This window comes from Hymenobacter guriensis (assembly GCF_015773195.1).
Classification (GTDB): Bacteria; Bacteroidota; Bacteroidia; order Cytophagales; family Hymenobacteraceae; genus Hymenobacter; species Hymenobacter guriensis.
In genome coordinates this window covers 43,680-63,574 of record NZ_JADWYK010000015.1, presented here as the reverse complement: position 1 = coordinate 63,574, position 19,895 = coordinate 43,680, and the positions used below count along the sequence as shown (strand labels likewise).

The 19,895-nt window shown below is 61.4% G+C and carries 15 protein-coding genes; 8 read left to right on the top strand and 7 right to left on the bottom strand.

Annotated elements, in window-relative coordinates:
* Positions 1 to 24: 24 nt before the first annotated feature.
* On the bottom strand, positions 25 to 1,872 hold the full coding sequence (locus tag I5L79_RS19135; RefSeq protein ID WP_196956685.1) for a glycosyltransferase: 1,848 nt from the start codon (positions 1,870 to 1,872) through the stop codon (positions 25 to 27).
* Positions 1,873 to 2,029: 157 nt separating this feature from the next.
* Entirely contained in the window at positions 2,030 to 3,856 is a 1,827-nt protein-coding gene (locus I5L79_RS19130; RefSeq protein WP_231403217.1) for an alpha-amylase family glycosyl hydrolase, read from the bottom strand.
* 267 nt (positions 3,857 to 4,123) lie between these two features.
* Here I5L79_RS19130 and I5L79_RS19125 point away from each other — a divergent pair, with 267 nt between their 5' ends.
* The 3 genes from I5L79_RS19125 (at position 4,124) to I5L79_RS19115 (ending at position 5,710) form a co-directional block, all read left to right on the top strand.
* Positions 4,124 to 4,690 carry a YeeE/YedE family protein gene (locus I5L79_RS19125; protein ID WP_196956684.1) on the top strand — a complete coding sequence of 189 codons (567 nt, stop codon included), beginning with the start codon at positions 4,124 to 4,126 and terminating at the stop codon, positions 4,688 to 4,690.
* 93 nt (positions 4,691 to 4,783) lie between these two features.
* The gene (locus tag I5L79_RS19120; RefSeq protein WP_196956683.1) at positions 4,784 to 5,269 is read left to right on the top strand and encodes a DUF6691 family protein; all 486 of its coding nucleotides are present in this window, start codon (positions 4,784 to 4,786) and stop codon (positions 5,267 to 5,269) included.
* 39 nt (positions 5,270 to 5,308) lie between these two features.
* Complete coding sequence (locus I5L79_RS19115; RefSeq protein ID WP_196956682.1) at positions 5,309 to 5,710, top strand: DUF6960 family protein; 402 nt, start codon at positions 5,309 to 5,311, stop codon at positions 5,708 to 5,710.
* 24 nt (positions 5,711 to 5,734) lie between these two features.
* Here the strand turns inward: I5L79_RS19115 and I5L79_RS19110 are convergent, their stop codons facing one another.
* The 5 genes from I5L79_RS19110 to I5L79_RS19090 all read right to left on the bottom strand — a co-directional run bounded on the left by I5L79_RS19110 (position 5,735) and on the right by I5L79_RS19090 (position 11,055).
* Complete coding sequence (locus tag I5L79_RS19110) at positions 5,735 to 6,472, bottom strand: SDR family oxidoreductase (RefSeq protein ID WP_196956681.1); 738 nt, start codon at positions 6,470 to 6,472, stop codon at positions 5,735 to 5,737.
* 80 nt (positions 6,473 to 6,552) lie between these two features.
* The gene (locus tag I5L79_RS19105) at positions 6,553 to 7,452 is read right to left on the bottom strand and encodes a helix-turn-helix domain-containing protein (RefSeq protein WP_196956680.1); all 900 of its coding nucleotides are present in this window, start codon (positions 7,450 to 7,452) and stop codon (positions 6,553 to 6,555) included.
* A 202-nt stretch (positions 7,453 to 7,654) separates the two neighbouring features.
* The gene (locus tag I5L79_RS19100) at positions 7,655 to 8,695 is read right to left on the bottom strand and encodes an NAD(P)-dependent alcohol dehydrogenase (RefSeq protein WP_196956679.1); all 1,041 of its coding nucleotides are present in this window, start codon (positions 8,693 to 8,695) and stop codon (positions 7,655 to 7,657) included.
* Between the two features lie 203 nt (positions 8,696 to 8,898).
* A complete protein-coding gene (locus I5L79_RS19095; RefSeq protein ID WP_196956678.1) occupies positions 8,899 to 9,600 on the bottom strand; it encodes a dihydrofolate reductase family protein in 702 nt (233 codons plus the stop codon).
* A 111-nt stretch (positions 9,601 to 9,711) separates the two neighbouring features.
* Positions 9,712 to 11,055 (bottom strand): YfcC family protein, encoded by a 1,344-nt coding sequence (locus I5L79_RS19090; protein ID WP_196956677.1) that lies wholly within the window; start codon positions 11,053 to 11,055, stop codon positions 9,712 to 9,714.
* Positions 11,056 to 11,162: 107 nt separating this feature from the next.
* Here I5L79_RS19090 and I5L79_RS19085 point away from each other — a divergent pair, with 107 nt between their 5' ends.
* The 5 genes from I5L79_RS19085 to I5L79_RS19065 all read left to right on the top strand — a co-directional run bounded on the left by I5L79_RS19085 (position 11,163) and on the right by I5L79_RS19065 (position 19,764).
* Positions 11,163 to 11,411, top strand: a complete 249-nt coding sequence (locus I5L79_RS19085; RefSeq protein ID WP_196956676.1) for a hypothetical protein — start codon at positions 11,163 to 11,165, stop codon at positions 11,409 to 11,411.
* A gap of 77 nt (positions 11,412 to 11,488) precedes the next feature.
* A complete protein-coding gene (locus tag I5L79_RS19080; RefSeq protein WP_196956675.1) occupies positions 11,489 to 13,114 on the top strand; it encodes a DUF6377 domain-containing protein in 1,626 nt (541 codons plus the stop codon).
* Positions 13,115 to 13,647: 533 nt separating this feature from the next.
* Positions 13,648 to 16,770, top strand: a complete 3,123-nt coding sequence (locus I5L79_RS19075) for a SusC/RagA family TonB-linked outer membrane protein (RefSeq protein WP_196956674.1) — start codon at positions 13,648 to 13,650, stop codon at positions 16,768 to 16,770.
* 101 nt (positions 16,771 to 16,871) lie between these two features.
* Positions 16,872 to 18,506, top strand: a complete 1,635-nt coding sequence (locus I5L79_RS19070) for a RagB/SusD family nutrient uptake outer membrane protein (protein ID WP_196956673.1) — start codon at positions 16,872 to 16,874, stop codon at positions 18,504 to 18,506.
* A gap of 106 nt (positions 18,507 to 18,612) precedes the next feature.
* Entirely contained in the window at positions 18,613 to 19,764 is a 1,152-nt protein-coding gene (locus I5L79_RS19065; RefSeq protein ID WP_196956672.1) for a T9SS type A sorting domain-containing protein, read from the top strand.
* The last annotated feature ends 131 nt before the right edge of the window (positions 19,765 to 19,895 follow it).

Sequence of the window (19,895 nt, the reverse complement as noted above, 5' to 3'; positions counted from 1 at the left end):
GCAACCAGAAACCAGCAACTACTTTTAGCTCCGTTCCAGGGCCAGGTGGTAGGCACGGTCGTAGTACACGCGCAGGTTTTTCCAGTCGTACATTTCCGAGGAGCTTTCCACCTGGTTGCGCTGCATGATTCGCTCCCGGCGGGTCTGCACCACGAAGTCCCAGAGCATGTTGGTGAGCTCCTCAGCCGATTCGTCGAAGCTCTTTTCCTGGCGCTGCACCACAAAAATGCCCTTGTCCTCGTGGCTGGGCACGTTCTGCATCACGTAGTCGCCAAAGCCCGACAGGTCGCTGGTAATGGCGGGCACGCCGCGGGCCACGCACTCCAGCGGGGTGTAGCCCCAGGGCTCATAGTAGCTCGGGAAAATGCCGAGGTGGCAGCCCCGCACAAACTGCCCGTACTCCATGCCAAACAGGGGCGAAGTGGGCGACACAAAATCGGGGTGATACACGATTTTCACCTGGTCGTGCTGGTTGTTGACCAGGTTGGCCCGGCGCACAAAATCCAGGATGTCGTCGTTGTGGTCGTCTACCAGGTTGTGGGTGATGACGGGCGGCAGGCTGGTGGTTTTCCAGCTTTGCAGGGTGCGGCGGTAGCGCAGCTTCCAGTAGTCGTCCACCATGCTGCCCAGTTCGGGCAGCTTGTAGTCGGTGGCGCCGGCCGCGGCGTAGAACAGCCGCTCGCCTACCTGCCGCTCAATGGCTTCGCAGGTTTCGCGCACTTCATTGAGGATAGCGCGGCTTTGCAGCACCTGCGGGTTGATGCTGTGGAAAGGGCGCTTGGTGATGAAGAACATCACCACCTGGCCTTCCAGCCCGCTTTGCTGCAGGCGGTAATTGAGGCGGGCCAGGGCCTCCAGTGTCAGGTCGAAGCCCTTGTTGTGGTACTCGTAGCGGCCCGAGGTAAACAGGTACAGCGTCTTGTCCAGGTCAAACGAGTAGCTCTGGAAGAAGTGCGCCATCACGAACTCGTGAATCTTGGCCTTGTACTGCTGGTGCAAGTTCTGGAACTCGTGCAGGGCCACAAACCGCTCAATGTTCAGGCCGTTGGGTAGCACCGCGTCGGGTATCCGGTCGAGCAGGTAGATGCATTCCCGCACCGTCAGCTCGCTCACAGTGGTAAACACGTGGGAGCCGTGGGCAGCGGCCCGCTCAATGCGCACAGCCGTTTCGATGTTGAAGTGAACCGCCTCCGCCTCCCAGCTCACCTGCATCAGGTGGTCGTAGAAGTTGGGGTCGTTCATGGCCAGGTAGCGGCCCAGCAGCGTGGCGTGGGTGGTGAACACAATGTGCACCGGCACCTGCTCGCGGCGCAGATCAGGAATGGCCACACCCGTCATCCACTCGTGGAAGTGCGCCAGCACTTTGGGCTGCGCGGCATCCTCGGCGGCTTCGGCGGCCAGGGCCTGCACAAAGCGCTTGGCTTGTAGCCCGAAGGCTTCCACCTGGTGCAGCAGGTCGTCGTGGTCGGGGGTGGGGATGCCGTGGTGCCGCCAGAGGTCGGCTTTGATCTGGCCGAGCTGCGGGTAGGCATGATACGGGTTCAGCAGCACCACGCGCGGGCGGCCCGTCACCAGCCACACGCCGTAGTGCACCTCCACGCCTTCGGCCCGCAGGCGGCGCACGGCCCGCGCAAACGGGTCGGCGTCGGCGGCCAGCTCCGCGTCGGTCATGGGCTCAAACTCGGCCTGGGCCTGATGCGCGAAGTAGGGGCCCAGCAGGCAGTAGTTTTCCTGCCAACCCTGCACCGTAGCCGGCACCTTGCTGCGGATAACGGTGTAGATGCCGCCCACTTGGTTGCAGACTTCCCAGGCCACTTCCACCAGCAAGGCATTGGGGGCAACGAGGTCGGGCGCGGACGAAGGAAGCTGCATAGAAGCAAAGAATAGAAGGTGGACAGTGGACGGGCCGGTAAAGTAGGCAGCAAACCCGATGTAAAGCCAGAAAGCCCGCGTTTTTTCCGACAAAAAACACCGATGCCGACCAGAGAAAATTTCCCGGCCGGCATCGTAAGTGCAAATAAGCGGGCCGCTAGGCGCCGGGCTCCTGCGAAATAATCAGCACTGAATACGGGGCCAGCCCGAAAGAGGCGTGGCAGGGGTAGCCGTCGTACTCGCCCTCTTCGCTATGCGTGTCCACGCTTTCGAAGTTGCCGAATTCTTCGTCGTAGCCGGCCCAGTCGGAGTTGAAGCGCACGCGCCAGTGGCCCTGGCAGGGCAGCCCGATGGTGTAGGCTTCGTGGGCGCGGTCGGCAAAGTTGCAGAGCACAATCGTCGTGTCACCGGGGCCCCCGTCGCCGTCGGCCCAGCGCCGGAAGGCTATGGTTTTCTCGTCCTCATTCACGTGGAATACGTCAATGTGCTGGCCCTGCAGGCCCCGGGTGCTGCCCTCAAAGTTGCGCCGCAGCCGGATCAGGTCGCGGTACAGGTGGATGAGGCCCGGGTGGTTTTCGGCGTGGGCCCAGTCCAGGGCCTGGTCGTCGGAGAAGTGGCCGTCTTCCAGAAACTCCTGGCCCTGGAATATCATGGGCACGCCGGGGGCCGTGAACACCAGGGCCGCGCCTAGGGTAGCCCGCTTTTTCGGGAACCAGGTGTGCGCGTCGCCGGGCATGATTTCCTCCGGCACGCGGCTTTTGCCATTGGCTACCTCATCGTGCGACTCGGTGTAGATGACGCGCTGGAAGGAGTCGTTGTTGTAGCGGGTGGCCAGGGCCTCGGCCACGGCGGCCATGCTGCGGTCGGCATCGTGGGGGGCGGTGAGGGCGTGGCGGATGGGATACACAAAGCGGGCGTCCCACTGAGCCGCAAAACCCTGGCCGCCGTCCTCGGGGGCGCGGGTGATGAACTCGTTGCCCAGCAAATCCTCGGCAATGGTGATTTTCCAGGGCATCCGCTCCCGGATTTCCTCGTTGATCCACTTCATCAAGCTCCAGCCTTCGGGCAGGTCGCGGGCCGGGTCGTTGGTGCCGTCTACGTTGCGGATGTGGGCAATGGCATCGGCGCGCAGGCCATCTACGCGGTATTCTTCCAGCCACATCAGGGCATTGTCGCGGATGTAGCGGCGCACGGCGTCGCGGCCGTAGTCTGGGCGGTTGTGGCCCCAGGGCGTTTCGGCACGCCAGTCGTTGTAGAAGTACACGCCCCCGCCGTCGTTTTCCTGCCAGCCATCAAACTGCCACAAGTCCAAGTCGCCGGGTCCGAAGTGGTTGTACACCACGTCCAGAATTACGGCAATGCCGTGGCGGTGGGCCTGCTTCACCAGCTCCTTGAAGGCCTGCGGTCCGCCATAGTCGGTTTCGAGGGCGAAGGGGTGAGCGGGGTTGTAGCCCCAGCTGCGGCCGCCCGGAAACTCGGTGGCCGGCATAATCTCAATGGCATTGATGCCCAGGTCGCGCAGGTAACCCAGCTTTTCCACCACGTTCAGGAAGGTGCCGGGGCGGCTGGGGTCGGGAGCGTTGAAGGTGCCCACGTGCAGCTCGTACACCACCAGCTCGTTCCAGGCCGGCATCTGGAAATGGTCATCTTCCCAGTCAAAGGAATAATCGGGTACTACGGATGAGCCAGCCGAGTGCGTTACCTGGCGGGCGTAGGGGTCGTTTTTGGTTAGCTCGCCGGTGGGTGTCTGCAGCCAGAACTTGTATTCGGTACCGGCGCCGAGGTCGGCAATATCGGCCGCCCAGTAGCCGTCGGCTTCGTGGGTAAGGGGGTGCGCGGCGGGGTTCCAGTCGTTGAAGGGGCCTACTACGGCCGCGGCGGTGGCGTTGGGTGCCCACACGCGGAAGGTGGTGCCCTGGGAGTGAGGAACAGCGCCCATGCCCGCCTGGAGCGTGGGAGCAGTAAGAGTGTCAGCCTGCGGCATATAGGGTTGTGTAAGGAAAGCGGCGCAAAAGTTTAACAGCCCCCTTGTACTGTCCAGATACCGATAAGGTTATATTCTGGCGACTTACTGGCCCGTTTCAGCCAGCTTTAGTCCAATCGGATGGACCGCCGGCAGGCGCTGCATTGGGCCTGAACAGCCTGCCAAATTTCCCCGGAAAAGCCGTATTTTACCGTAGTAAACCAGTTCCGCTCAGTCGTTGAGCTTACGGATGAAAACGACCGGCACCGACTATACCCGCGTTTCCTGATGACGACACATTGGCTATATCAGCCCTGGCCCTGGTACGTGGTGGGGCCGCTCGTGGGGCTGATGCCCGCCACGCTGCTGCTGCTCGGCAACAAGCTCTTTGGCGTATCCGGCAACCTGCGCCACCTGTGCGCCGCCGTGCTGCCTGCCCGCCCCGCCTTTCTGCGCTACAACTGGTGGCAGGAAGGCAGCTGGAACCTCATGCTGGCCCTGGGTATTGTGGCGGGTGGGTTTGTGGGCGGCTACTGGCTGGCCAATCCCGCACCCGTGGCCCTGGCGCCCGCGGCCCTGGCCGACCTGCGCGCCCTGGGCCTGCACGACTTCACCGGGCTGGTGCCCCGGGAGCTGTTTGCCGGCTCGCAGCTGCTGAGCTGGCGCGGATTGGGCCTTATCGTAGGCGGTGGGTTTCTGGTGGGGTTTGGCACGGCCTACGCGGGCGGCTGCACCTCCGGGCACGGCATTATGGGCGTTGCCGATCTGCAAAAGCCTTCCTTCCTGGCGCTGGCGGCGTTTTTCGTAGGCGGCATCCTGGGTACCTACGTGGTGCTGCCCTGGCTGCTCGGCTGAATATAGTCCTGGCCTGCTCGTCTGCTGAAACGAAAAGCCCAAGAGCTGCTGCCCCAAAGCTCAATTCTTCTTTCGTCATTTCTCCTTCTCCCGATGTCTTCGTTCGTTTCTTCAAGCACTCTACCGCCGGCCGTCAGTGCCGCCCCGGCCCGACCACGCCTGGGGGCGCTGGTGGTTTACTTTGTGGTGGGGCTGGTGTTTGGGGTGCTCATTACCAAGGGGGAGCTGATTTCCTGGTTTCGGATTCAGGAAATGTTCCGGTTTCGGGGCTTTCACATGTACGGCATCTTTCTCACGGCTTTACCCACGGCCATACTCACTGTGCAGGGGCTCAAGCGCAGCCAAGCCCGCACCCTGGGCAGAGCGCCCATCAGCATTCCGCCCAAACAGATGGGCCGGGGAGTGCGTTATGGGGTGGGCGGCGTGTGTTTCGGCCTGGGCTGGGCCCTGACGGGGGCATGCCCGGGCCCGCTGTTTGCCTTGCTGGGCAGCGGGGTACCCACCATCGGAGTAGCCATTGGGGCCGCCCTGGTTGGCACCTGGACGTACGCCTGGCTGCGGCCCCGGCTGCCGCACTAGCCGCTTGTTTTGTTGTTGAATTGCTTTTCCGTTTTCCCAGTGCCCCGTCCCAAACCCGTTGTCCACGGCCTGTATGCCTGGACGCCCGCCTACGGCTACCACTACATTCATCCGGCCAACCGTCGCACCTTCGAGTACCTGGAGCCGGTGGGCAAGCTGTTCGAGAAAATCGACGAAGACGAGCAGTGGCTGCTGCTGCGCTACGATGAGCAGCAGTTTAAAGTCCGCCCCGAGCTGTTCAAGGAGCTGTACGGCAAGCCCGCCTTCTCCTTTGGCGACGTGGTGGAGGAAATTGCGCCCGAGCCCGGCCGGCCCCCACACCGGGGCCTTATTTCCGACGTCTTCTGGGACGAAGCCACCGACCGGGCCCGGTTTCAGATGGTGGAGCGCAAGCGCAAAGTCAAGCGCGTGTTCGAGGCCGAAGAGCTACGGTTTGCCTGATACGTCTGAGCGGGCTGCCCTGCTTTACCAGGGGCTGATGCCGGTTTCAGGAGCGTTATCGTCGCTGAAGAACTGGCTGGTAGGGCCGTCGGGGCCAAGTAGGGCGGCTTTTACCACGCGGGCGGCGGCATCCTGTACGCTGCCGGGGCCGCTGTGGTGGTTGAAGTCGGTGGCGGTGTAGCCGGGGTCCACGGCATTTACCTTGAAGGGGGTGTCGCGCAGCTCGTAGGCCAGCATAATGGTGTAGGCGTTCAAGGCCGCTTTCGAGGGCTGATACGCGGCTCCTTTCACGGCGTAGTATTTCCAGGAAGGGTCGTTGTGCAAAGTCAAAGAGCCCAGGCCCGAGGTAACGTTGACGATGCGGGGCTCCGGCGACTCGCGCAGCAGGTCGATAAACGCCTGGGTGACCTGAATCACGCCAAACACGTTGGTTTCGAACACCTCTTTAATCATGCCGATGGGGCTGGTAAGCGCCGGCTGCGACATGCCGCCGAGTATACCGGCGTTATTGATGAGCACGTCCAAAACAGCAGTTTTGCGGCCTAGCTCGGCGCGGGCAGCGGCAACAGAGGCGCTGTCGGTTACGTCAATCTGCAGAGGCTCTACTTCAGGGTAGCCTTCGGCTTGGAGCTGGTCGGCGGCCTGCTGGCCTTTTTGCAGGTCGCGGCTGCCCAGGTACACGTGGTAGCCGTGCTGGAGCAGCTGGCGGGCAGTTTCAAAGCCGATGCTTTTGTTGGCGCCGGTAATCAGAGCGGTTTTCATGAGGCTGGTACGTTGCGTGTTAAATGAACAGCACAAAACTACCGGGCCACCCGTGCGCCGCTGGCACCCATTCCGCGGTATTACTGGTACATTTTGCGGATGCTGGTGCGGTACTCGGCCGGCGTCACGCCCACTTCGCGCTTGAAGAAGCGGTTGAAGTAGGAGGCATCCGAAAACCCGAGGTCGTAGGCAATTTCCTTGAGCGAAAGAGGGGTGTAGAAAAGCAGGCGGCGGGCTTCCAGCACCAGACGCTCGTGAATGTGCTTGATGGCCGGCCGCCCGCTCTGGGCCTTGACTACCTCGCTCAGGTGCCCGGCCGAAATGTGGAGCTGCTCGGCGTAGGCGCCTACCTCGTGCAACTCGCGGAAGCTGTCCTCAATCCGGGCCCGGTAGGTGCGCAGCAGGAGCTGGTCGGCCGACAGCTCGCTGCCGGTAAACTGCTCGGTGTAGAGGCGGCTCAGGTAGGTGAGCAGCACCGTGAGGTAGGCCGTGAGCATGCGGTGCTGCCACTCGCCGGGGCGCTGGTATTCGGCCGCCAGCTTAGCCAGCAGATCTTCGGCAAAAGCCCAGTCCGTGTCGGAAAGCAGCAGCTCATGGCCGTGGTGGGGGTTTAGAATCAGGGGCAGCTCCCGCAGGGCCGCGTGCTGCTGCAGGCTCAGAAACTCGGGGGTGAAGGTGAGGTAAGTCCCCCAGAACGGCGTAGGTGCTTCTTTCACCAGAATCTGGTGGGGGGCCGTGAAGTAGAGCGTGCGGTTTTTACGCTCGTAGGAAGTCATGTCCACCCAGTGCCGACCCTGGTTTTGCTTCACGAATACCAGTAGGTAATAAGCCTTGCGGTGCGGAATCAGCAAATCCTCCTCGTACACCAGCGCCCCTTCCGACTGCACGATGGTGAAGGGCTGGCTGCCTTTGCTCCCGGTAAGGCCATTGTGCTCGGAGGTATAGACCGGAATAAGGGGCTTGCTGGGAAATGGGTACATGCTCGGGAAAGGCTGACTTTTAGGCAACATACGAAGCCCGTACCAGCCCCTAACCACGCCCGGGCCGAATAGTTGGTGCAGCGTGAAGTTTAACAGCGTTGACTTCGGCCCGAATCATTTGGGCAAAAAAAGCCGGCTCCCGCTTACTACCCGGTTTCGACGAGCAGTAGGGCAGAAGCCGGCTTTTTTGAAAAGTGGAAGCTTACAGGCTGGCAATATCAATGACGAAGCGGTAGCGCACGTCGCCTTTCACCATCCGCTCGTAGGCTTGGTTGATGTCCTGGATGTTGATGAGCTCAATATCCGACACGATGTTGTGCTCGGCGCAGAAGTCCAGCATTTCCTGGGTCTCGGCAATACCACCGATGGTGGATCCCGACACGCTCTTGCGGCCCGGAATCAGAGCGAAGGCCGGAATTTCCAGGGGCTTGGGCGGAGCGCCGACCAAGATGTGCGTGCCACTGGTTTTGAGCAGGGACAGGTACATCGGAATGTTGTGGTCAGCGGCTACCGTGTCGAGGATGAAGTCGAAGGAGCCCTGCACGGCCTTGAGTTGCTCCTCGTCGGATGTTACCACGAAATGGTGGGCGCCCAGGGCTTTGGCATCGGCTTCCTTGGAAGGCGAGGTGCTGAGCACGGTCACGTCGGCCCCGAAGGCCACGCCGAACTTCACGCCCATGTGGCCCAGGCCACCCAGGCCCACCACGGCCAGCTTGTGACCCTTGCCCACTTTCCAGTACTTCAGGGGCGAGTAGGTAGTGATGCCGGCGCAGAGCAGCGGAGCCACGGCGGCCAGATCGAGCTTCTCAGACACGCTCACCACGAATTCCTCGCGCACCACGATGGTGTTGGAGTAGCCGCCGTAAGTCGGCACACCATCGCGGCCGAGGTTGTTGTAGGTCTGGGTGTTGCCTTCCACGCAGTATTGTTCCAAGCCATCCTTGCAGTTGACGCACACCTGGCAGGAGTCCACCATGCAGCCTACACCGGCCAGGTCACCCTGCTTGAATTTCTTGACATGGTCGCCGACCTGGGTGATGCGGCCCACGATTTCGTGACCGGGCACCATGGGGAAGATGCCGGGAAACCATTCGTTGCGGATCTGGTGCAAATCGGAGTGGCAGACCCCGCAGAACAGGATTTCAATCTGCACGTCGTGGGCACCCACGTCGCGGCGCTCAAAGGTCCAGGGGGCGAGGTCGGTTTCGGGGCTTTGAGCCGCGTAGGCTTTCGTTTGGATCATGAGGAGGTTTGGTCTGGTAGTAGGGAAATGAGAGTGGCAAAAGTATGGGCCTTGGAAAAACGTTATGTCATGCTGAGCGCAGTCGAAGCATCTCTACCACGCCGTTGTAAAGCTCTTAATTAGCCAGAGGTAGAGATGCTTCGGCTACGCTCAGCATGACGTTCTGCTTCTCGCAGGGAATGTATACTACGGGCTGGGGCTACTTAGTGGTCGAAGCGGTACTTGAGCCACACCACGTCGTTATCGAGTTGCTGTACCTGGGAGAGGTACAAGCGCGTGGTGGGGCCTTTGGTTAGGTACTCGCTTACTTCAAAGGTAGTTGGCGACTTGGGCGTGCCGTCGGCTAGGGGCAGCACCAGCAGGCTGAGCTCGTCGATAAGGCCGGCGTTCAGCAAGGAGCCGTTCAGGTGCCCGCCGCCTTCAAGCATCAGCGTTTCGATGGGGAAAAGCGCGGCCAGCTGCTCCAGTACCAAGGCAAAATCAACTTCTGTTTTGCCGGCAAACAGGTAGGAAATCTGCTTTTGCTGTAAATAATACAGGTACTCGTCGCTCACCTGCTCGGTCAGCACCTCGATGATATGGTCGCCGCCGGTTTCGTTCGTGTCCCAGCCCAGCTTACCTTGGGCGTCTACGGCAATGGCGAAGGAAGTAGCGGCTTTATTACCGATATACGGCTCCCGGGCAATGGGCTGAGGCGGAGCCTGGGGCTCGGGCTGCACGCCGCCCGTGAAGTCCCGCTCCATGGTGATGCGTCCGCACATCCAGGCCTGGCTGGTAAACGTGTCGTGGTACTTCTCGAAGTAGCCAGCAAAGGTGTCGTAGATTTCTTCGTCCCGCCAGTTGCTGGACAGGATTTTTCCATCCACGGAGGACATCATGTGGCAGATTACGTGGGGTCTTTTCATAACGGACTTATACGGCCGTGAGGTCAGCCCGATTGTCCCCGGCTTTGTAGAAGCCAAGTGCTTACTTCCGGTGCGGAGCCAGTAGCCAATGCTAGCGCCGCGCGAGCCGGGCTAGATTCCTACCGCAATACCTACCACAATAGCCACCACCGCCAAAGTCAGCAGCGCCAGGTACAGCGGCAGCACAAACCGCCACCACTGGTCGAAGCGCACCCCACAGGCGGCCACAATGGCTACCAGCGCGCCGTTGGTAGGCGTTAGCAGCTCGCACAGGCCAGCTCCATACTGGTAGGCTAGCACCGTTACTTGCCGGGAGAGGCCGATAAGGTCGGAGAGGGGCACCAGCAGCGGCATGGTGAGCACGGCCTGTCCGCTCACGCTGGGCACGGGCAGGTGCAAAGCCGTGTGCACGGCCACCATGCCCAGCGCCGAAAGCGTGACCGGCAAACCCGCCAGCGGCGCCGACATGCTGTTGACAATGGTGTCTACGATCTGGCCCTGCTCCAGCACCACGAAAATGGCCCGGGCAAAGCCGATGAGCATGGCCGAAAACGCCATGTCGCGGAAACCAACGATAAACGACTCGGCGGTACCCGTCAGGCCCAGGCCGCCCAGCAGGCCGGCCACCACGCCCAGCGTAAAAAATAGCGCCGCCATCTGCTCAAACTCCCAGCCCAGCTCCAGCACACCGTAGGCAAAGAAGGCGAAGGTGATAAATAGCAACGCCAGCACGATGCCGTGGCGTCCGCCTTGCTCGGTGCCAGTCGGGTCGGTGGCATCTAACTCCGGGGCTACGCGGTGGCGCAGCGCAAACCGCACGGTGCCGCCAATCCAGACAGCTAGGGCCAGAACCAGAAAGGCCAACCGAAACCCGCCGCCCGAAAGCAGGGGCAGCTGGGCCAGCTTCTGGGCAATGCCCACCTGAAATGGGTTCAGCGGACTAAAGGCAGCCCCTACGGCCGCCGAGCCGATGCTGACGGCTGCGGCCGTAATGGCCGGGTAGCCGATGCGGCGCATCAGAATCAGCAGCACCGGAATGAGCGGCACTATCTCCTCCTGCATATTTTCCAGCGCGCCCATAGTAGCAAACAGCACCGAGATGATAGGAATAACCACCGCCTCGCGCCCCCGGAACTTCTCCAACAGCCAGTCCACGCCCCGGCGCAGCGCCCCCGTATGGTCGACCACGGTGAAGGCCCCGCCAGCCAGAAACACCAGGAAGATAACCGAAGCCGCCTCACCCAGTCCTTTCGGAATATCTACCAAAGCCTGCAGGGGGCTGACGGGGGTGGCGGGCACGCGGTGGTAGGAGCCGGGCACTACAATGTCGCGGCCGGTAGCGGCGTCGGCGTGGCGCTCAAACACGCCGGCGGGCAGCACGTAGCTCAGCAGGCAGGCCAGCAGAATAAAGCCGGTGAGCAGCACCAGCGGGTGCGGGAAGCGCAGGGTTTTCATGCCGCGAAAGTACGGGTTGGGGGCCGATACCGCCCATTGACGGTTGCCTATATAGTTGCGGAAGCCGCCCGGGGCGTTGTATCTTAGGTGTTGGAGAACGGCCGCCGATGGACTTAGACGCTTTCAAAGAACTGCACCAAACCCAGCAACAGCACTGCCTCGCCCAGGCCGGCCACCACCTGGCTGACCGCGCCGAGCAGGGCTGCCGCCTGCAGCTTTTCGCCCTAGCTGGTTTCTACGCCGAGGTGTGGCGGCTGGTAGGGGAGGAGCGGGTTCTGTTTATCAACCCCTTCCAGAACCCGGCCCAGCTGCAGCCCTGGCTGGAGGCCGTGCAGCTGCCCTTGGATTGGGCCTAGCCTGTCGGGTGGCACTCCCAAGGCAATTAGCTACTTTTGGCGCCCGCCGAATCCGGTACTCTCGTCTTCCTGCCCAAGTGAAGTTCCTGCTGCTTTTTTGTGTTTTCCTAGGGCTATCGGCCCCCGGCTGGGCTGGCCCAAGCCCGGCCGACAGTCTGCTGGCGGAGCTGACCACGGCCCTGGCGCACAAAAAGGAGTACGATGCGCGCCGTTGGAACCGCATTGCCGCCCTCACCACGGCCTTCGAAGCCAGCAAGGGCAGCGACGACGCCAAGTTCGACCTGGGGTTGCGCATCTACGACGAATACAAGGCCTTTAAGTACGACTCGGCCTTTGTCTACAGCCAGAAAATCATTCAGGTAGCCGAGCAATTGCGCGACCCGGGCAAAATCGAAGTAGCCAAGCTCAAGCTGGCCTTTATCCTGCTGTCTTCGGGCATGTTCAAGGAAACCTTCGAAACGCTGGAAGCCATTGCGCCCGGCCGGCTCAGCGACGCCGACAAGGTGGACTTCTACTTCCTGCAGGCCCGCGCCCACAGCGACCTGGGCGACTTCAACCAGGATGCCCTGTACCGCCCGGCCTACTACGCCAAGGCCCTGGCCTACACCGACACGGCCCTGCACTACAGTCGCCCCGGCTCCTACGAGCAGCTTTCGATGCAGCAGTTTCTGGCCCTGAAAAACAACCGTCTGGCCGAAGGTGCCGCGCTCTACGAGCAAATCCGGCGGCTTCCGCGGCTGTCGTTGCACCAGCTGGCGGTAAGTGCCAGCACGGCCGCCTTTATTGCCTCCGTGAGCAAGCAGGAAGACAAAGCCTTCGAACTGCTGCTGGTGTCGGCCATTGCCGACGTGAAGACGGCTACCAAAGAAACCGTGGCCATCTTCCAGCTTTCCGACTATTGCTACCGGCGCGGCGACCTGGAAAATGCTTACACCTTCATCAAGGAAGCGCGGGAGCAGGCCACGTTTTACAAGGCGCGGCAGCGGCAGATCGAAATCAGCCACATTTCTTCCCTGATCGAAGGGCAGAAAATCAACATCATCGAAAACCAGCGCAAGTCGCTGAAAACCTACTCCACTGTAGTCACGCTGCTGGCTTTGTTTGTGGTGGGCTTCCTGTTCATCATCTTCAAGCAGCTGCGCCGGCTGCAAAAGGCCGACAAGCTCATTTCGCTGACCAACCGGGAGCTGCGCGTCCGCAACAACGAGCTGCACCAGCTGAACAGCGGGCTGAACGAAGCCAACAAGATCAAGGAGGAATACATAGCCTACTACTTCCACAACAACTCCCAGTACATCGACAAGCTGGAGGCGCTGAAGAAGACCCTCGACACCCAGCTCGGCAACAAGCAGTATACCGCTGTGCAGAAGCTGGCCGATGGCATCAACATCAAGAAAGAACGGAACGACCTGTTTAAAGGCTTCGACACGGTATTTCTGCGGCTGTTCCCCCACTTCATCAGCCAGTTCAACGCCCTGTTCAAGCCCGAAGACCAGGTGCAGCTCGCCGAGGACCAGCTGCTGACCACGGAGCTGCGCATCTTCGCCCTCATCCGCCTGGGCATCGACGACAGTGAGCAGATTAGCCGGATGCTGGGCTACTCTATCAATACGATTTATACTTATAAGACCCGGGTAAAGAACCGCTCCATCGTGCCCAACGAGGAGTTTGAGGCCCGCATTCAGGCCATTCAGGCCGTGTAAGAAGATGAAGCTGGTGCCGGCTCAAACCCGCGTTATGCCTCGGCAGGAGGGGTTGCGCCGTTCGCCGGAGTAAGTCATTACTTACAGCTGTTTCCCGAACAGTGAAGTGCCGTGTACCTGCGTCATATCGTCGAACAGCAGCCGGTGCAGACCAGGAACCGTTAGTAGGCGTCTCAGCATCTGGGATGCCCCGTTCAGAAATCTGCTATAGCTCCAGGCAGGCTAAGGAGACTTTTGTCGGCAGAAGACCGGAAGATGAGCCTGAATAGGTGTCCAAAAACCGAAAACGCCTATCATATTGGCTTCATATTTTAGCAGTGTTTATAGTAATTAAATATTTATAAATCAGTAGGATGTCCTTAATATCAATTAATATTTTCTTGATCGGAGTTTGATAAATTTTAGTTGAAGAGGGGGCCGGATTCTTTTGTGCCGTTCCTGCTGCCGGAGCCCGCCGCAACCGTTTGCGGTCAGCGGTTACCGCCTCCGGCCAGGCTACGAATACCTGCACATTCTGCTGTCCCCTTCTTCGTATGCCGGTACCTCTACCATTCTCCCGTACACCCTGGCGGCTTGCCAGCACCTTCCTGTTGCCCCTCGGGCTTTGCACTGCCGGCCCTGCGCTGGCGCTGCCTGCGGCCGGGCCCCATACCCTTACCTCCGCCCCGCTACCGGCGGTGGAAGCTGTCCGCCGAAGTCCCGCGTTCAGCGGCTCCGTGAGTGGGCGCATCGTGGATGAAAAGGGGCAGGCCATGCCCGGCGTAACGGTGCTGATAGAAGGCACCTCCCTGGGCAACTCTACCAATGCCGAAGGCCAGTTCAGCATCAGCAATGTGCCCGACGGCCCACACGTGCTGGTGGTATCGTTTGTGGGCTACAACACCCAACGCCTGCCATTTACCACGGTTGCGGGCCAGAATACGGCACTAACTGCCACACTAGCCGAGAATACCACGCTGCTGAACGAAGCCGTGGTAGTGGGCTACGGCACCGCCCGCCGCGAAGACGTAACCGGCTCCATTGCCACCGTCACCTCCCGCGACTTTGTGAAGGGCCAGGTGACTTCGCCCGAGCAGTTGATCCAGGGCAAGCTGGCCGGCGTGCAGATTACCACCGGCGGCGGGGCCCCCGGCGAGGTAAGCACTATCCGCATCCGGGGCGGCTCCTCCCTGAGTGCCAGCAACGACCCGCTGATTGTGATTGATGGCGTGCCGGTGGAAAACAGCGGTATCAACGGCGCCGGCAACCCTTTGTCCCTCATCAACCCCAATGATATTGAAACATTTACGGTGCTGAAAGATGCCTCCGCCACGGCCATCTACGGGTCGCGGGCTTCCAACGGGGTTATTATCATCACCACCAAAAAAGGGGTGGAAGGGGAGAAAACGCGGGTGAACTTCAACACGCAGGTGGCGCGCTCCGAAAACTACGGCAAGGTGGATGTGCTGACCGGCGACGCGTACCGCACCCTGGTGAAAAACGCCGTGGCCCAGGGCAAAATCCCGGCCGACCGCGCCTCGGAGTTTTATCTGGGCAATGCCAATACCGACTGGCAGGACGCTATTTATCAGACCGCCTGGACCACCGACAACAACCTGAGCGTGACCGGCAGCGTGAAGCGGATGCCCTACCGCGTGTCGGTGGGCTACCTCGACCAGGACGGCACCCTCAAAACCGGCAACCTCAAGCGCAACTCGGCCTCCGTGGGCCTATCGCCGCGCCTGCTCGACAACCACCTGCGGGTGGATGTGAACGTGAAGGGCACGTGGTCGGACTACCAATTTGCCGATCAGGGCGCCATTGGGGGCGCGGTGCGCTACAATCCTACCAAGCCCATTTACTCCGGCGACGCCAGCAAGTTCAATGGCTACTTTGAGTGGCTGGACCCGGCCGACGGCATCAACCCCTACCCACTCACGGACCGCAACCCGCTGGCTTTGCTCACCGACAAGCGCGACCGAAGCACCGTGAAGCGCAGTCTGGGCAACATTCAGCTGGATTACAGCCTGCACTTCCTGCCCGACCTGCACGCCAACCTCAACCTGGGCTACGACATCTCGCGCAGCGCCGGCACTGTCTTCGTGCCGGAGGCTTCGTCGGTGGCCTACAACGTGAAAGGCCTCAACAACCAGTACAAGCAGGAGAAAAACAACAAGCTGCTGGAAACCTACCTGAAGTACAACAAGGAAATTGGCGGGCAGCGCGTAGAGGCGCTGGCGGGCTACTCCTACCAGGATTTCTACACGCATAGTCCGTTTTTCTTCAGCCGCACGGCGGCCGGCGAGCTGCTCGACCCCACGGCGCTGGCCGGCAACCCCTACAAAAGCCAGTACACGCTGCTTTCCTTTTATGGCCGGGTAAACTACTCCTTCAACGACCGGTACCTGCTCACGGGCACACTCCGTGCCGACGGCTCCTCGCGCTTCAGCCCCGATAACCGCTGGGGCTACTTCCCGGCGGCTTCGGTGGCCTGGCGCATCAACAAGGAAAGCTTCCTGGCGAACAGCCAGACGGTGTCGGACCTCAAGCTGCGCTTCAGCTACGGCCGCACGGGGCAGCAGGACGTGGCGGGCGTGGCCGGCGACTACCCGTACCTGCGCTCCTACAACCTGGGCGGTGGCTCGGTGCGGCAGATCTTCGGCAACGACACCATCCGCACGCTGCGGGCCGGGGGGCAGGACCCCAACCTGAAGTGGGAGGAAACCGCCACCTACGACGCGGGCCTGGACTACGGCTTCTTCAACAACCGCCTCACGGGCTCCATCGACCTGTACCTGCGCAAAACCTCCGACCTGCTGGCCGTGGTGCCCGTGCCCATTGGCAAGAACATTACGCCCAAGCAGCTCAAGAACATTGGTAACCTGGAAAACCGGGGCGTGGAGTTTGCCCTGAACTACGATGTGGTGCGCGGGGAGAAATTCAACTGGGGCGTGAACTTCAACGCGACCATCAACCGCAACAAAATCACCAAGCTGCTGCTGGTGGAAGACCCCACCTACCTGGGCTCCCCGGTGGGCGGCATCGGCAACTTCCAGTTTGTGCAGGTGAACTCGGTGGGGCACGCGGCCAACACGTTCTGGCTTTACGAGCAGAAGTACGACGCGAACGGCAAGCCCGTGGAAGGCGGCTCGGCGCCCACCACGGCCCAGTACGTGGACCAGAACGGGGACGGCCTCATCAACGAGCGGGACCGGGTGTACGGCAAGACGCCCGCGCCCAAAGCCATGCTGGGCTTCAGCTCCAACCTGAGCTACGGCAAAGCCAACCTGGCCTTCACGCTGCGCTCCAACCTGGGCAACTACGTGTACAACAACGTGGACGCGGGCCAGGGCACTTACTTCGGTACCAACACGGGCCTGCAGTACGCCTCCAATGTGGTGCCCGACGTGTACACCACCAGCTTTCAGTACGGCCAGCCCTTCAGCGACTATTACCTACAGGATGCCTCCTTCCTGCGCGTGCAGAACGTGACGCTGGGCTACGATTTCGGCAGCCTGTGGAAGGAATCGACCTCGCTGCGCCTGACGCTGGCGGCCCAGAACCTGCTGGTACTGACGGGCTATACCGGCCTCGATCCGGAGCGCGGCAACGGTATCGACAGCAATTTCTACCCGCTGCCCCGCACGTTTACGCTCGGCCTCAACGTGGGCTTTTAAATGAGTTGCGGGTTTCTGGTTTCTGGTTGTCGGCTAGAACACTAAAAAGGCAACTAGAAACCAGCAACCAGCAACCAGCAACTAGAAACTGAAAAGAAAAGATGAACAAGCACTTGCGCCGTGGCGCCGCTACGCTGGCCGTAGCCGCTGCCCTGCTTTCCGGCGGCCTTTCTTCCTGCACCAAGGACCTGGACCGCTACCCTTTCTATGACCTGAACACGGAGTCGGTGTACCGCGACCCGGCCAACTACATCCAGGTGCTGGCCAAGCTCTACGCGGGCTTCAACCTCTCGGGTCAGGGTACTACCGGTTCCCCGGATGTATTTGAGGGCGACGGCCTGGACGAAGGCGAAACTTCCTACCTGCGGGCCTACTGGTATTTGCAGGAGCTGGTGACCGACGAGGCCGTGGTGGCCTGGAACAGCGGCCCGCTCCAGGAGCTGAACAAAACCACCTGGACCTCCAGCAACGACCTGATGCGCAACAGCTACACGCGCATTTTCTACGAAATAACGGCCTGCAACGAGTTCATTCGGGAAACCACCGACGAGAAGCTCAGCGACCGGAACATTGCGGGCCAGGATGCGGTGAATGCCCGCCTGTTTCGGGCCGAAGCCCGCTTTCTGCGGGCCCTGGCCTACTACCACGCCCTCGACCTGTATGGCAACGTGCCGCTGGTCACCGAAGCCGGCGTACCTGGCAACGAGCTGCCCAAGCAGGCTACCCGCGCCGAGGTGTTCAGCTACATCGAGTCGGAGCTGAAGGCCATTGAGCCCCTGCTGAACAAGCCACAGCAGGGCCCTTATGGCCGCGCCGACCAGGGTGCCGCCTGGGCGCTGCTGGCTAAGCTCTACCTGAACGCGCAGGTATACACGGGCACGGCCCGCTACACCGACTGTCTCACCTACTGCAACAAGGTGCTGGGGGGCGGCTACAGCCTGACCCCGGAGTACGCCCACATCTTCATGGCCGACAATGGCGTGAAAGCCAGGTCGGAAATCATTTTCCCGATTACCAGTGACGGGCTGGCCTCGCAAACCTATGGAGGCACTACCTACCTCATTCACGCCGCTATAGGCGGGCGGATGCTGGGCAGCGCCTTTGGCGTGAGCAGCGGCTGGGCCGGCAACCGTACCCGCAAGAACCTGCCGCTGCTCTTTCCCGAAAACGCGGAGGGATTCGACAGCCGGGCCATGTTCTTCACCATCGGGCAAAACCTGGAAATCAACGACCTGACCGTATTTACCGACGGCTACGGCGTGACGAAGTGGTCGAACAAGAAGTCGACGGGCGAAAATGGTACCGACCCCACGCTCACCTTCGTGGATACCGACTTCCCGGTGCTGCGCCTGGCCGACGTGTATTTGATGTACGCCGAAGCCGTGCTGCGCGGGGGGCAGGGCGGTACCCAGGCCCAGGCCCTCACCTACATAAATGACCTGCGCGACCGGGCCTTCGGTAACAAGTTCAGCGGGGGCACCGCCGGCCGCATTACGCTGGCTGAGCTGACGGCGCCCAACTTCATCCTGGACGAGCGGGGCCGCGAGCTGTACTGGGAAGGCACCCGCCGCACCGACCTTATCCGCTTTGGCCGCTTCACCAGCGGCAGCTACCTGTGGCCTTGGAAAGGCGGCCTGAAGGAAGGCAAAGGCGTGTCGGACAACCTGAACCTGTACCCCATTCCTTCCACCGACATCGTGGCCAACCCCACGCTCAGGCAAAATCCCGGCTACTAAGCCATTCGCCTCAGCACGGCCTACGGGCACGGCTGAGGCTGTTGAGCCGGCTTGCCTTCAGCAGGCTATTCATTTTTCTCCAACCCACCATTTTCCTTCTACGCTCATGAAAAAAACAACTACGCTGGTTCTGGCTGCTGCCCTTACTGCCACTGCTCTGAGTGCTCAGGCTCAGGTAACCATCGACGGCGTTATCTCCGCCGACGAAATCGGTACGACGGCCGGCAAGTACACTTCCCTGGGTGCCTTCACTACTCCGCACATCGGCGACGGGGGCTTTGGCCTGATGGGTTTGCTGCGCATGTACGGAGCCAACTCCAGCACCAAGCTCTACATCGGGCTGGCCGGCACCATTGAGCCCGGCGGCAACAACTTTCAGCTGTACCTGGATTTACCTAACAAAACCGGGGTGCCCGTAGGCACCGGGCTGCCGGCCATTGCGGGCTCGGCTACGGTGTTCGGCACCTTTGCTGGCGGCAGTATTGGCGGCACCAAGCTCGAGCTGGAAGCCGATGCGGCCATTGCCACCACTGGCGGCGGCGACGTGCAGGCGGCCATTTACACTGCCGAGGCGGGCCAGGCCAAATCTATCGGGGGCGGCGCGGCTATCCTCACCGACGGCTCCACCAACGCTATTCCGGCCTCGGCTACGACGGGGGCTTACGCGCTGTTTGCGGGCACCAAAGTGGCCTATAAGGCGCCAACCGGCAACCTCACCACCAACCCCGGCAACGACAACGGGGGTGGGGCCGGCTCCTACGGGCTGGAGTACGAGTTCAATCGCGCCTCGCTGGGCCTGCCCTCGGGCGCCTCGGTAGTGCGCGTGATGGCCGCCTACGTGAGCGGCGACGCTTACTGGTCGTCGGATGTGATTCCGGAAATTCCCGGCAACGGCAACAACAACCTCGGCTTCAGCCCCGATTTCACAACCCTGGCCGGCGACCAGGCCCCTGCGCTGAATGTGGTGGTAACCAGCAGCCGCAAGGCCGAAGACGCGGTGGTGGCCATGAGCGTATTCCCGAACCCGGCGCAGGGAAAATCGACCATTGCCTACCGGGTGCTGGACAAGGCGCAAGCCGTGTCGGTGCGCGTGACGGATTTGCTGGGCCGTGAGGTGCGGACCCTGTTGGATGCTCGCCAGCCGGCTGGCTTCCACGAACTGAGTGTAGCCACGGGCGACCTGGCGGTGGGCGCATATCTGGTGAAGGTCCAGGTAGGGGAAAAAATAGCGACCCGCCGACTGGCCGTAACCCGCTAACCGGGCTACGCTCTTCCCGGGCCGGAAACCAGTGGGTAAGGTTTCCGGCCCCTTGGGAAGACCCGGTGGCCGCAGCTGGCTACCGATTAATTCTCCTTACCCATTCCCGCTCTGAGTAGCTGGCAGCAGCC